General features: G+C 64.5%; 11 protein-coding genes and 1 pseudogene. 5 read left to right on the forward strand and 7 right to left on the reverse strand.

The window, feature by feature from the left end:
* Positions 1 to 25 precede the first annotated feature (25 nt).
* The 4 genes from QMZ05_RS29250 to QMZ05_RS29265 all read right to left on the reverse strand — a co-directional run bounded on the left by QMZ05_RS29250 (position 26) and on the right by QMZ05_RS29265 (position 2,852).
* Positions 26 to 1,126 (reverse strand): LLM class flavin-dependent oxidoreductase, encoded by a 1,101-nt coding sequence (locus QMZ05_RS29250; protein ID WP_353703908.1) that lies wholly within the window; start codon positions 1,124 to 1,126, stop codon positions 26 to 28.
* 263 nt (positions 1,127 to 1,389) lie between these two features.
* Positions 1,390 to 1,815: a hypothetical protein gene (locus QMZ05_RS29255; protein ID WP_353703909.1), complete on the reverse strand. Its 426-nt coding sequence runs from the start codon at positions 1,813 to 1,815 to the stop codon at positions 1,390 to 1,392.
* A gap of 129 nt (positions 1,816 to 1,944) precedes the next feature.
* The gene (locus QMZ05_RS29260; RefSeq protein ID WP_353703910.1) at positions 1,945 to 2,067 is read right to left on the reverse strand and encodes a hypothetical protein; all 123 of its coding nucleotides are present in this window, start codon (positions 2,065 to 2,067) and stop codon (positions 1,945 to 1,947) included.
* 8 nt (positions 2,068 to 2,075) lie between these two features.
* Complete coding sequence (locus QMZ05_RS29265) at positions 2,076 to 2,852, reverse strand: hypothetical protein (RefSeq protein ID WP_353703911.1); 777 nt, start codon at positions 2,850 to 2,852, stop codon at positions 2,076 to 2,078.
* A gap of 184 nt (positions 2,853 to 3,036) precedes the next feature.
* Between QMZ05_RS29265 and QMZ05_RS29270 the strand changes: the two genes are divergently transcribed.
* Positions 3,037 to 3,228 (forward strand): hypothetical protein, encoded by a 192-nt coding sequence (locus QMZ05_RS29270; protein WP_353703912.1) that lies wholly within the window; start codon positions 3,037 to 3,039, stop codon positions 3,226 to 3,228.
* A 598-nt stretch (positions 3,229 to 3,826) separates the two neighbouring features.
* Here the strand turns inward: QMZ05_RS29270 and QMZ05_RS29275 are convergent.
* Entirely contained in the window at positions 3,827 to 6,184 is a 2,358-nt protein-coding gene (locus QMZ05_RS29275) for a mechanosensitive ion channel domain-containing protein (RefSeq protein ID WP_353703913.1), read from the reverse strand.
* A gap of 327 nt (positions 6,185 to 6,511) precedes the next feature.
* Between QMZ05_RS29275 and QMZ05_RS29280 the strand changes: the two genes are divergently transcribed.
* Entirely contained in the window at positions 6,512 to 8,242 is a 1,731-nt protein-coding gene (locus QMZ05_RS29280) for an ATP-dependent Clp protease adaptor ClpS (protein WP_353703914.1), read from the forward strand.
* A gap of 10 nt (positions 8,243 to 8,252) precedes the next feature.
* Positions 8,253 to 8,534: a helix-turn-helix transcriptional regulator gene (locus QMZ05_RS29285; protein WP_353703915.1), complete on the forward strand. Its 282-nt coding sequence runs from the start codon at positions 8,253 to 8,255 to the stop codon at positions 8,532 to 8,534.
* Between the two features lie 44 nt (positions 8,535 to 8,578).
* Here the strand turns inward: QMZ05_RS29285 and QMZ05_RS29290 are convergent, their stop codons facing one another.
* Entirely contained in the window at positions 8,579 to 10,660 is a 2,082-nt protein-coding gene (locus QMZ05_RS29290) for a tetratricopeptide repeat protein (RefSeq protein ID WP_353703916.1), read from the reverse strand.
* 160 nt (positions 10,661 to 10,820) lie between these two features.
* Here QMZ05_RS29290 and QMZ05_RS29295 point away from each other — a divergent pair, with 160 nt between their 5' ends.
* Both QMZ05_RS29295 and QMZ05_RS29300 read left to right on the forward strand, forming a co-directional pair.
* Positions 10,821 to 11,285 (forward strand): Rrf2 family transcriptional regulator, encoded by a 465-nt coding sequence (locus tag QMZ05_RS29295; RefSeq protein WP_353703917.1) that lies wholly within the window; start codon positions 10,821 to 10,823, stop codon positions 11,283 to 11,285.
* Positions 11,272 to 12,090 carry a class I SAM-dependent methyltransferase gene (locus tag QMZ05_RS29300; protein ID WP_353703918.1) on the forward strand — a complete coding sequence of 273 codons (819 nt, stop codon included), beginning with the start codon at positions 11,272 to 11,274 and terminating at the stop codon, positions 12,088 to 12,090. The genes QMZ05_RS29295 and QMZ05_RS29300 overlap by 14 nt, the downstream gene beginning before the upstream one ends.
* A 46-nt stretch (positions 12,091 to 12,136) precedes the next feature.
* Here QMZ05_RS29300 and QMZ05_RS29305 read toward each other — a convergent pair.
* A pseudogene (locus QMZ05_RS29305) lies at positions 12,137 to 12,242 on the reverse strand (IS5/IS1182 family transposase); the annotation flags it as partial.

Here is a 12,242-nt window from a genome sequence, read left to right on the forward strand (position 1 = left end):
GCAAGCCCCGCACCCCGCGCAGCTGTCATGCAGCCTTCTCGAACTCGGCGCCAAGATGCTTGAGCCGTGGCATCACCTCGTTCTTGAGCAGGTCCAGCGAGTGCCGCCAGGCCTCCGGCTTGTGCTTGTAGTCGAAGCCGAACACGCAGAGCACGCCGAAGCCGCCGACCTCCCGGTAGATCTGCTCGATCTTCTCGGTGACGGTCGCGGGCGAGCCGACGATCCAATTCCGGCGTGCGCAATATTCGACGGTGACGTCGCTATCGGGCACGTCGGGCGCGTGCTTCAGGTAGTCCTTGAAGCCGAAATGGCCGAGCAGCGGCAGGAAGTACTCGCCCATCATCCGGCCCATCATGTCGCCGGTCGAGAGCTTCCAGGCCTCCTCATCGGTATCAGCCACGAACACCTCGCGCACCAGCCGCCAATCCTTGCGGCTCGGCTTGCGGCCGGTCTTGGCCGCGCCCGCTTCCACCGAATCCCAGTGGCTGCCGACATAGGCCGGGTTGAGATTGAGGCTCATCGGAATGAAGCCGCGCTCGCCGGCGAGCTTCAAGGTGTCCGAGTTCTTCGACAGGCCGGCGACGCCGATCGGCGGGTGCGGGCCCTGCAGCGGCTTGATGTGGGGTTTGAGGAAGTCGAACATGGTGTCCGGCTTGCTCACCGTCCAGTACTTGCCCTTGTGCGTCCAGGGCCCGGGCTCGGACCACATCTTCAGGATGATCTCGAGTGCCTCGCGGGTCATGTCGCGGTTCTGGCCCGACATGCCGTCGACATTGAACATCGCCCAGTCGCTCGGCAGCCCGGAGGCTGCGACGCCGAAATTGAGCCGCCCGTTGGAGAGATGATCGAGCATCGCAACGCGGTTGGCGAGCTCCGCCGGATGGTGATACGGCAGCAGGAAGCCGCCGGGTCCGATGCGGATGTTCTTGGTCTGCAGCAGCGCCTGCGCCACCAACAGATCGGGCGACGGGTGCGGCTCCCAGGGCGCGGTGTGATGCTCGCCGATCCAGGCTTCCTGATAGCCGAACTCGTCGAGCCAGCGCAGCGTCTGCAGGTCCCAGTCGTGGCCCTCCTTCAATCCGCACTCCGGCGGGTGCGAGGGCATGGTGAAGTAGCCAAGCTCCATGTGCGTTTCCTTCCTTCTGGCTTTGCGGTTCAGTCATGCAATGCGTCTTGCCGCGCATTCGTCGATGCGTTCAGCAAGCGCTGTGCCAGCGCGGAAATCGCGAGGAAGAGAACGAAAGGCCGCGTTTTCGGCCGGTCAGGTCCAATCGCAGGGGATCAGAGAGGCTGCGACTGTCTCACAGTCGCGAGACGTGTCGCAACCGTGAGACGCGTCAACAATGGTCCCGGCGGAGCCGCCGCCTGGACCTCATCTTTTAGCCAGGCCTATTTGTAGTGGGCGAAGATCTCGATGCCCATCGAGCCACCGGCCGCGCCGGCGCACCAGCCGCCGCCGATCGGCGTGCCGAAGATCTTCGGCGGATCGACCCAGTGGCCGGCGCCCTTGGCATAGAGCGTGTAGGTGATCGTGTGATCGTCCTTCCACGCGAAGTTGCTGTAGGAGTGGCCATTGTTCGCGGCCGTCACGCGCACCTCGATGCCGTCGAGCACACCGTGATAGGAGCGATCCAGGCGCTCCGGATGCGGAACGGACGTGGTGAACGACTGGGTGGTGTCGTGGCAGCCGTTTGCCGTGACATTCTGGCTCGCGATCTTGACCACCGACGGCAGTTCTTCGTCGGCGCGGGCAGCGCCAACAGACGCCACCAGCATCAGGGCCGCCAGCAACTTCCTTCCGGTAACTTCAGCCATATCTCCTCCTGGAGAGTTGGCCTCGGCTTCATCGCCGAGGCCAGTTCGTCAGGTCGCCCCGCGAACATGGCGTGAGTTGTCGCTGACCAGCGTTGCCTCGTCAGTCGTCTGGCAAAAGACAAACTATCTTCAATCCACCCCCTTGAGGACACCACTCCCGTGTCCCGCCATCGCGGTCGACAACGAGATCGAGCCCTTGCTGTTGACGGCGATTGGCGACGCTGCCAGCAATGCCGCGACGATAGCGATCATGATCCTCTTCATTCCAGGCCTCCTTGATAGCGGCAGGTCACGTTGTAGTAGACTTCGGGCGGCAACAGATCGCTGCCGGCCCTGGGGTTGTCCGGGTTTTCGATCTGCAGTTTCACCACTGCCGGGATGATCGCCAAATACTTCATCGCCTCGGAGAGCTTGCGGTCCTGCTCCGGGGTCACGAAGAAGTATTTCTTGCCATCCCGCCACTCGGACGAGAGCATATCCATATTCACCGCGTCCGTGATCGCCTGCCTCGTCGGCGGGATCGTCCTTTCGATCGTCTCCGCGACTCGCTCAATGAGCTCCATCGCACAGGGATCGCGGCCGAACAGATTCTCGCAATGAACCAGCATGTCCATGACTGCGATGACCCGCTCCGGAATCTTGCGCCCATAAGCAAAATTGACGGCGAATTCCCTCATCACCAGCATATTGTTCAGGATAATCGAGTGCTTCGGTTGATGGCGACGCGCATGCCGCTTTTCGCTATGCTCGTCCTTTTCGTGCCTGGCGGCTTCCTTCTTGCTTGCGTTCTTCTTGCTTGCGTTCTTCTTGCTTGCGTTCTTCTTGCTTACATTCTTCTCGCCGGCGTCCTTACCAAAGCCGCTTTCTTCGCCACTAAAGGCCATCGGTTGCTCCTTGGTGGTGGTAGTACGTTGGTCGTCGCTGCAGCTTACCGGTTCATATGGCGGCTTCGGTTGCGATTGAAAGATGTTTGCAATCGCGAAGCCCGGGACGGCGAGAGCAGCGTTCGACGAAGCTTGCTTGCCGGCAGCTTTCACAGCGATTTGTCATTCGGCTAAGGCGTGACCGCCTTGGAAAAGCCGCTTTCACCCACGGGGTACCCTCTTATCCTTCGTCTGCCCGTTGAATAGTTTCTTGCATTTAATTTGGCGCGCTGAACCTACCGAGCGATAGTTCGGCCCATCGTCGCGTGCATACTTTTTCATTGATGAGGACGCTTCCATGACCAAGGACTCGATTGAGTTTCGCACCAAATTGGCGCTCCAGGACGCGCAGCGTCGGGGTCGGGAGGAGGATCGCACACGAGAGCGTGTGGAAGCCACCATTGCTTTCGGCCTCAAACGGCCGCTGACGGCCGAAGACAAATTTCGAATGATCAAATCCTTCGGCTCGCGTGACGGCTACAACCGCTAGCCGAACGAAGCGGATCTCCAACGGGCTACAGGCATGTTCAAAGTCCTAGACAACACGCGCAGCAGAATCACGTTGCGTCATGTCCCTGACGGACACCTCTACATTTTCTCGGTCCGGGCAATTGATGGTCTTCACTCAATTGACTTGGGCGAGATGGTCGAAAACGCTCACGCCTTTTCGGCCGCGTACCGTTACTCTCAGCAAGCTCGAATGTTTGCGGCAAAGATCATACGAGAATGGGACTATCTAACGCTCCCACCTATCGATCCAGCGGAGCGCCCATCTTCAGAGCACCATCAGCCCGAATTTTCTTCAGGTTCGGTTCGCCCGTCGTTTGACGCGCGTCACTTGTCCCTGCCGGAGCTTTTGCGCTGGTGTTTCTTGCTCTTCGTTCTCGCGATACTCATTCGATATCTGTTCTGAGGCAGTTTGCCCCGGCGCATACGGAGACGAATACTCTCGCGACGATTCGCCTCACCGTGAACGCATCTGACGATGCGTCATAGCCGAAGCTCTACATTGGTGTTCTTGAGAACGGTTGCCGAAGACCGCCTATGCCTCTCCCCGCAACCGGGGCGAGGTCAAACGAAGCGTCCGATTAACCCGCCGCGCGGCGCGGCATCGCGATGTTGCTATCGGCCTCGGAGGGCGTGGGAAGCTGCATCAGGATGGTCTGGCCCATCGAAGCGATCTCGATGCCTTCTTCCTGGAAGCGCCGCTTCATGCGGCGGTTGAATTCGCGCTGCACCGACCAGCGGCCGCTATCGGTGCAGCGGATCTGGCCGACGATGGTCACCACCGAGCCGTCGACCTTGTCGACGCCCCACAATTCGAGGTCGCCGCGGATGAATGCGCGATACGCCGTCTCCTGGCGCATCTGCGCGACGATGTCCTTCAGCACCTCGCCGGCGCGGTCGGTGTCCTCCTTGTAGGACACATTGACGCTGACCGCGGCATTCCCGGCGCCACGGCTGGCATTGGTGATCGTCGTCACCGCGCTGAACGGCACGACATGCACCGAGCCGTCGCCGGCACGCAGCCGCATGGTGCGGATCGAGACGTTCTCGACCACGCCCGAGAGGCCCGACACGGTGACAGTGTCGCCGACCTGCACGGTGTTCTCGATCAGGAGGAACAGCCCGGTGATCAGGTCCTGCACCAGTTTCTGCGAACCGAAGCCGATCGCGATGCCGACGATGCCGGCACCGGCGAGCAACGGCGCGACATTGACGCCGATCTCGCTGAGCGCGGTGAGCCCGACCACAGCGACGATCATGCAGAACAGCGCGGTGCGCAGCATCGGCTGGAAGGTGCGCAAGCGCGCGGCGCGGGCGTAGTGCCCCTCGCGCGACAGCGTGTCGATCTGCCGGTCCATCAGCGCGTTGGCGACCTCCCAGATCACGGCGGCGGCGAGCGCGGCGATGCCGATCGTCACCAGCGCCGAGATCAGGCGCGAGCCGATCTGGCCGCCATAGAACCAGACGATGGCGTCGACGCCCCAGACCTCGAGCAGCGCGACGAAGCCGATCAGCGCGATCACCGCCGTGACCACCTTGCGCAGCAGCGGCAGATAGCGGTTGGCGCGGGTCTCCAGCCCCGGGAAGCGCTGGATCAGCTCCGGGCTGATGCGGAAGCCGCGATCGATCAGGCTGAGCACCACCATGGTGACCAGGCGGGTGACCAGCAGCACCGCGATGGTGCCGACGAAATATTGCAGCAGCAGCGAATAGCCGTTGCGGATGTTGAGCGCCCACACCGCCCACAGCGCGAGATCGAGCGCGATCGCCAGCACATGCCAGAGTGAAGCGAGGCGGTTGCGCGTCCGCGCCGCAAGGCCAGTGCGATCGGCCGGCGCGCGGATGAATTCGGCGACCTGGCGGCGGCACTGCAGGATGATGACGACGACGAAGAGATGCACGACCAGCATCACCAGCCGGATCAGCGCGGCGTAACCGGCGCGATGCAGCCCGAGCAGCAGCGCGACATTGGCAAAGGCGATGCCGGAGACGCCGACGGCCACGATGCGCCGTGCCCAGATCTCGATATAGGCCGCAGTCTCGGCACGAACGCGGAACAGGCCGAACGGCCCTGCCAGCGCGCGTACCGCGCAGATCAAGACGCGCGAGAACACATAGGCATTGACGACAGCGAGGATCACCAGCCGCGTGGTCGACTGGTCGCCGATCTCGGTGCCGAGCAGCGCGGTGGCGATGCCGCCGAACACGACCACCGGCAGCAACTCGAGCAGCAGGCGGCCGAGCACGAAGGGCAGCCGGACCAGCGACTGCCAGGCGCGCGCCAGGCTGAGCCGGCGCCGATGCGACTCCGGCGTCGGAGTGACGTCGGTAACCGACGACGGCGGATCGGCGCTCGCGAGCACCGGCACGGGAACGCGCGCGGTCTGCGGCAGCCGCGCTTCGAGGAACGCGACCGGCCGCTTGATCAGGCGGAACACCACCCATTCGGCAGCGAGCGCGCAGCCGAACACCAGCGCCAGCTTCCAGGCGATATCGATCAGGAGGCCATAGGCATCTGGATCGTTGGCGGTACGCACGAACCAGTAATAGAACGCCGGGAAATGCGTCAGCGTGCGCGCGACGTCGGCGACCTCGCGCGACATCTCGCCGACCTGCTCCGACACCATCAGCAGGAGCTGCGCACCGAGACTGTCGGCCGTAAGCGGGATCGGCGAATGCTGCTCGGGCGCCGGCTCCGCAGCTGCCGGCTGGGCAGCAGCCTGCGGCGAAGCCTTGGCGATGGCGCGCAGCGTGTTGATGATCTCGCCGCGCTTCTTGTCGTCCTGCAACGTCTCGAGCGCGCGCTTCGCCTGTTCCGGCGTCAGCGTGTCGCTGGGACTGGGTTGCGGCGGCGCCGGCTTGGCGACCGGCTGCGCAAGCGCGGGAGAGACGAACAGGGTGAGGACGAGAAGGATCGCAAATCGAAATGTGTGCGACACGAGGGCCTCTTATTAAAAGTCATTGCGCGACGGCTCATCCCTGCAAGGAATCAGCTCTCGCGCTCGCGCCATGTCGGATCGCCCCTTTTCGCCCCGATGATGTGTCGGAAGTTTGCCGCTGTGGCGGCCATGTTTTGGCATTTGCCGCAACACGATCGTCACAAGTGTTGAGCGGCGTTTACGCATCCAGCGTGTTTCCGGCTGCGCCGGCCGATCGACGCACCACACGCCAGGGCTGAGGCCGCAGAATCTTTCGCTTGACGCAGGCCAGTGGCCATGCTGTTCTTCTTTTGTTCTATTTGTTTCTGATTGCGTTTCGAGGTGATCATGCACGACGTCTTTGCAGAGAACGGCCCGATCAAGCTCTTCATTCACGACGACAGCGAAACACCGATAGAATTCATCCGCAACCTGCTGCGCACGGTATTCGGCAAATCCCGGAAAGAGGCAGTTGCCGCTACTGCGCGGATCGAGGCCCAGAACGGAATCGCCTGCGGTCCCTATCCAGCGCCAGTGGCTCAGGCCCTGTTGGAGTCCGCCCAGCAACTGATCCGCAGCAATGGCCATCCGTTAACGATCACAACCGAGGCTGCCGACGCGGCGCGGCCATGCAACCTCTGTGGCTCAATGGAACCCGTGACGGACGTCTTTCTTTTCCGCAAGACGGTCTGCCTGTGCAGCAACTGCCTGCTCGCCGCCAGGGCCAGCTCGGAAAAACTGCCGGGCGAAGAGTTCAGATATGCCTTCATAGCACTCGATTGGCACTTTGCCGGCGTGCCGCGCAACCAGATCCTGACTCGGTCGCGGCAGTTTCCCGGTCACATGCGTGCCGACGTTCAGATCGCGATCGACAGGCTGTTCGAGGCGCCGATCCATTTCTTTGGCCTTCATGAGGAACACCGCTACGAGACGCTCGCTTTCGCCGCGCTGATGGAAAACAGCCGCAACGCGCCGGCGATCGCGCCGCCGCAATATCACGACGTCGACGTCGGGGAATCCGAACCGGTGAAATGCCTCACCAATGGCTTGTGGCTGTGCCAGACCGAAGAGCTGCGCTATGCAGTGCTGCTCAGCTACCATCGCGATTATCAGAGCGAGCCGAGCTTGCGGATCGAGCTCGCGGTGCCCGCAGGCGCCGCCGGAAACGCCCTGGTACAGCGGACCTTTGCCGAACTGGAAACTGCGGTGCATGCGGCGCGATCCTATCGGGGCAAGATCCTGTCGCTGGAAAATGCCCCGGACTATCGCGGCCGCGCGCGCGGCGTGACCGTGCATCGCCTGCCGACGGTCGCGCGCGACGACGTGATCCTGCCGGAACGGACGCTGCGGCTGCTCGACCGCAACGTGCTCGACTTCGTCGAAAGCCGCGACCTGCTGCGCAAGCTCGGCCAATCGACCCGCAAGGGCATCCTGCTCTACGGCCCGCCCGGCACCGGCAAGACCCACACCATTCGCTATCTCGCCACCAACCTGCCTGGCCACACCACGCTGATCATCACCGCCGAGCAGGTCGGGCTGCTCGGCGCCTATATGAGCCTGGCGCGGCTGCTGCAGCCGACCATGGTCGTGATCGAGGATGTCGATTTGATCGCGCGCGACCGCGAGGACATGGGCGGACCGTGCGAGGAATCCCTTCTGAACAAGCTGCTCAACGAGATGGACGGCCTGAAGGAGGATTGCGACATCCTGTTCGTGCTGACCACCAACCGCCCCGAAGAGCTGGAGGGCGCGCTCGCCGGCCGGCCCGGCCGCATCGACCAGGCAATCGAGGTGCCGCTGCCCGATGAGACCGGCCGCGGCAAGCTGATCCGGCTCTACGGCCGTGGCCTGCCGCTCGAACCGCCCGTCATCGAGGCAGCGGTGCAACGCACCGAAGGCGTCAGCGCCGCCTTCATCAAGGAGCTGATGCGCCGCATCGCGCAGGCCAGCATCGCCCGCGGGGGCGGCCAGGACGTCACCGCCGAAGACATCGACAGCGCGCTCAACGAGATGCTGTTCGACGGCGGCCGGCTCAACGTGAAGCTGCTCGGCGGCGCGCAGGGAATGAGTGCGGGGTGAGGGAATTTTCATGACCATTCCGTTCGAAAGGCTCAAGTCGCGCTTGTTGGCTAACCCCAAGGTCAGGACCGAGTACGACGCACTCGCACCCGCGTTCGAGATCGCGGCCGAACTAGTGAGCGCGCGTCAGCGCGCGGGATTGTCGCAATCCGAGCTGGCAACCAAGATGGGAACGACCCAATCAACCATCGCCCGCCTTGAAAGCGGCCAGACGCTTCCGAGCACCAAGACGTTGCTGCGATTTGCCAAGGCGACTGGCAGCAAGTTCCAGATCCGGCTCTCGGCCGCGTAGGGCGCGGCCAAAGCAGCAGACGGTGCGGTTAGCCGATCAACCAATCACCGCGGCGGCAGCAACAACTCGCGCTCGCCGACCACGACGCGCGCGAGTTCATCGGACATCCGCGCCAGCACGCGGTCCCAGGCCTGCGGCTTGTCCTGGCGGAACAGCCGCATGGTTGGATACCAGGGCGTGTCGGCACGGTCGCGCAGCCAGCGCCAGTCGAGCGCATAGGGACACAGCATCCAGACCGGGCGCCCCAGCGCGCCGGCAAGATGCGCCACCGAGGTGTCGACGGCAATGACGAGGTCGAGCGCGCAGACCGCCGCGGCGGTGTCGGCGAAATCGCCGAGCGTCGGCGCGAGGTCGACGATATCCGCGCCGAGGTTCCGCAGCACCGGCGCATCGTCGGGTCGCGGCTCCTTCTGCAGGCTGTAGAGCTGGATGCCAGGCGTAACCAGCCGCGGCAGCAGCGCGTCCGCCGGCAGCGAGCGCTGGCGGTCGCCCTTGTGCCTGGGATTGCCGGCCCAGACCACGCCGACCTTCAACGCGGACACGCCACCGAGCGCCTCGCGCCAGCGCGCAAGCTTGGCCGCGTCCGCCTGCAGATAAGACGTCGCCGCGGGAATGGTCTCGACGGTGGTGCGGAAGATCCGCGGCAGGCTGAGCAGCGGCAATTGCAGGTCGAACGGCGGCAATGTCTCGCCGCGGGCAAACACCACGACGCCGGGCAGCATCGGCCGCAGCAGCGCGACCAGCGCCGGCTGCACCTGCAGCAGGATTCGGCCGCCGCTGCCCACCAGCATCGGCACATAGCGGACGAAATTGATGGCATCGCCGAGCCCGTATTCGGCGAACAGCAGCAGCGTGCGTCCCGCCAGCGGCTCGCCCTGCCATTCCGGCTCGTCGAACACCGGATCGCCTTCACTGAGCATCTTGGTCTTGCGGCGCCACTGATACTCCTCGAAACCCTCCTCGAACTCGCCGTTCATCAGCAGGAAATGCGCATGGTTGTAATGCGCCAGCGGCTGATCGGGGTCGAGCGCGATGGCCCGCCGCGAAGCCACCAGCGCGGCGTCGATCTCGCCGGCATTGCGCAGCGCGACTGCAAGATTGGCATGCCCCTTGGCATACAGCGGGTCGATCTCGATGGCGCGCCGATGCGCCGCAACCGCCGCCTCCACCAGATTTTGCGCCTCGAAGATGATCCCGAGATTGGCGTGCGCGGCGGCATAGTCCGGCTTGAGCGCCAGCGCGAGCTCGGCGCAGGTGATCGCCTCGTCGACTTGCCCAAGCTCGAACAGGCAGGCGCCGAGATTGTTGAGGATGACGTGATTGGAGGGATCACGGGCCGAGACCTGCCGGTAGATACGGACCGCCTCCTCGCGTTCGCCGAGTTCGTGCAGCACCATGGCAAGCAGGCGCTGCGGCGCGAGGTTGCCGGGATCGAGCGCGGTGGCGCGGCGGTAGTGCAGGATCGCGTCCTCGAGCCGGCCGAGGCGGTAGAGCGCCGCGCCAAGGCCGCAATGCAGCCCGGGATTGTCGGGATCGGTGCCGAGCCCGCGGCGATAGGCGGTGGCGGCGGCGTCGTGCTTCTTCTGATCGGCCAGCGCATTGCCGAGATTGAGCCAGACGCCGCGATAGGCCGGATCGCGTGCGATCACCTCGCGATAGGCCTGCTCCGCCTCGACCGGCCGCTGCTGCCCGGCCAAAGCAACGGCGAGGTTGAACCGCGCGCGCGTCAGGCCGGGATCGAGCGCGATCGCGCGGCGAAACGCCGCCTCGGCCTCGTCGAAGCGCGACAGATCGCACAACGTAACGCCGAGCTTGATGTGCAGGCCGGCATCCTTTGGCCGCAGCGTCACGCCGCGCTGGAATGCCGCCACCGCGCCTTCATGCTCGCCCTTCACGGCGAGCGCATCGCCGAGCGTGCCGAACGCCGGTCCATGCTGCGGATCGAGGCTGAACACCCGGTTCAGCAACACCGCGCCTTCGGCGGCGCGATCGGTCACGAAGGCGATGACGGCGGACAGGTGCAGCGCCGGAATATGATCGGGATCGGCGCTGAGGATGTCGCCGCACAGCGTGCCGGCCTCCGTCGCGCGGCCCGCACCATAATGCGCCACCGCATCCAGCAACATCCGATCAATCGCCACCTTGCCCACGATACCGCCCCCGCCTTCAAGACCCCGATGGGGATTAAACGCGCGGCGCCGCCAAATCCGGCACGCGAATATCAGATCGCGGGCTGCCATCCCGCCCCCCTTGACGTCTCGCCCATCATGTAACATATGAAGTTACATGATACGCGATAGCCGCCTGTCCAGCGTCCTGCATGGCCTGCTCCACATGATCGGAGCGGGCGAGCCGGTCACGTCGGAGCAACTCGCGCAGGCGATGGCGACCAACCCGGTGGTGGTGCGCCGCGTGATGGCTGGGCTGCGCGAGCAAGGCCTGGTGCATTCGGAGAAGGGCCATGGCGGCGGCTGGACGCTGGCGCGCGATCCCGCCGATATCACGCTCGCGGACATCTATCGCGCGGTCGGCGCGCCCACCATCGTCGCGATGGGTCATCGCTCGGAGAATCCCGGCTGCCTGGTCGAACAGGCCGTCAATGACGCGCTCGGCGACACCTTTCGCGAAGTCGAGGCGCTGTTCCTGCAGCGGCTCGGCGCGGTGACGCTCGATGCGCTGGCGAAGGATTTCAAGCGCCGCCTCGCCAAACACAAGCAAAGCCTCGAGGACCAGATTCATGCAGTCAAGTGAGCGGGCGAAACCGTTGCCGTACAACGATCCCGCGCATTGGGACAAGATGGTCACCGCCTATGAGGCGCAGTCGCAGCCGTTCACGACGCTGTTCGCCGACGCCGCGGTCGCAACGCTCCCGATCGGCCCACCATCGAAGGTGCTCGACGTCGCCACCGGCACCGGCGCCGCGGCGCTCGCCGCCGCCCGCACCGGCGCTGCGGTCACCGCGATCGACTTCTCCGCCGGCATGGTGGCGCGGGTCCGCGCGCATGGCGTTCCAAATATCGAGGCACGGCAGATGGACGGCCAGGCGCTCGATCTGCCGGATGCCGCCTTCGATGCGGCGGTGTCGGTGTTCGGCGTCATGCTGTTTCCGGACTGGCGCGCCGGCCTGCGCGAGATGGCGCGGGTGACGCGATCAGGCGGATCGGCGGCGATTGCGGTCTGGAAAAGCGCTGACGGCGCCGCCGTGCATCTCTTGCTCTCGCAGATCATCCGCCGGCTCTATCCCGACAATGTTACGACGATGCCCTGCACGGGCCTCGCCGAGCTCGCCGATCCCACCCGCCTCTCCGCTGCGGTCATCGCCGCCGGCTTCTCCGAGCCCGCCATCGCCGAGATCACCCACGACTTCAAACTCAATGTCGCCAATCCCGGCGACATCGACAAACTGTTCGAGTTCATGCCGCATTGGAGCGGCCTCGACGCGGACCAGAGCGCGGCAGTTGCGCGCGCTTTCCGGAACGAGATCGCGCGCGGGCGTATCGGCGACAGCTTCGCAATTCCCTCGACCGCGCTGATCGCAACGGCGCTGCGGCCGTAGCCGCAGGCGCCATCCACGCCTGACCTGCGCTAGGTGGTGTGGACAGTTACCGCATCCATAGGACGATAGCAGCATGAGTGACGACGGCGAGGTAATTTCTAGCTGTCTTTTCGAAGCGTGTAGCGACGCGCCGGAACTGCTTGAGCTTACTG

Origin of the sequence: Bradyrhizobium sp. INPA03-11B (genome assembly GCF_040446015.1) — a bacterium.
Taxonomy (GTDB): Bacteria; Pseudomonadota; Alphaproteobacteria; order Rhizobiales; family Xanthobacteraceae; genus Bradyrhizobium; species Bradyrhizobium macuxiense_A.

Excerpts from the sequence above, each read along its gene's own strand:
- QMZ05_RS29250 (WP_353703908.1), bottom strand. The coding sequence starts at position 1,126 with ATGGAGCTTGGCTACTTCACCATGCCCTCGCACCCGCCGGAGTGCGGA.
- QMZ05_RS29255 (WP_353703909.1), bottom strand. The coding sequence starts at position 1,815 with ATGGCTGAAGTTACCGGAAGGAAGTTGCTGGCGGCCCTGATGCTGGTG.
- QMZ05_RS29260 (WP_353703910.1), bottom strand. The coding sequence starts at position 2,067 with ATGATCGCTATCGTCGCGGCATTGCTGGCAGCGTCGCCAATCGCCGTC.
- QMZ05_RS29270 (WP_353703912.1), top strand. The coding sequence starts at position 3,037 with ATGACCAAGGACTCGATTGAGTTTCGCACCAAATTGGCGCTCCAGGAC.
- QMZ05_RS29280 (WP_353703914.1), top strand. The coding sequence starts at position 6,512 with ATGCACGACGTCTTTGCAGAGAACGGCCCGATCAAGCTCTTCATTCAC.
- QMZ05_RS29285 (WP_353703915.1), top strand. The coding sequence starts at position 8,253 with ATGACCATTCCGTTCGAAAGGCTCAAGTCGCGCTTGTTGGCTAACCCC.
- QMZ05_RS29290 (WP_353703916.1), bottom strand. The coding sequence starts at position 10,660 with ATGTTGCTGGATGCGGTGGCGCATTATGGTGCGGGCCGCGCGACGGAG.
- QMZ05_RS29295 (WP_353703917.1), top strand. The coding sequence starts at position 10,821 with ATGATACGCGATAGCCGCCTGTCCAGCGTCCTGCATGGCCTGCTCCAC.
- QMZ05_RS29300 (WP_353703918.1), top strand. The coding sequence starts at position 11,272 with ATGCAGTCAAGTGAGCGGGCGAAACCGTTGCCGTACAACGATCCCGCG.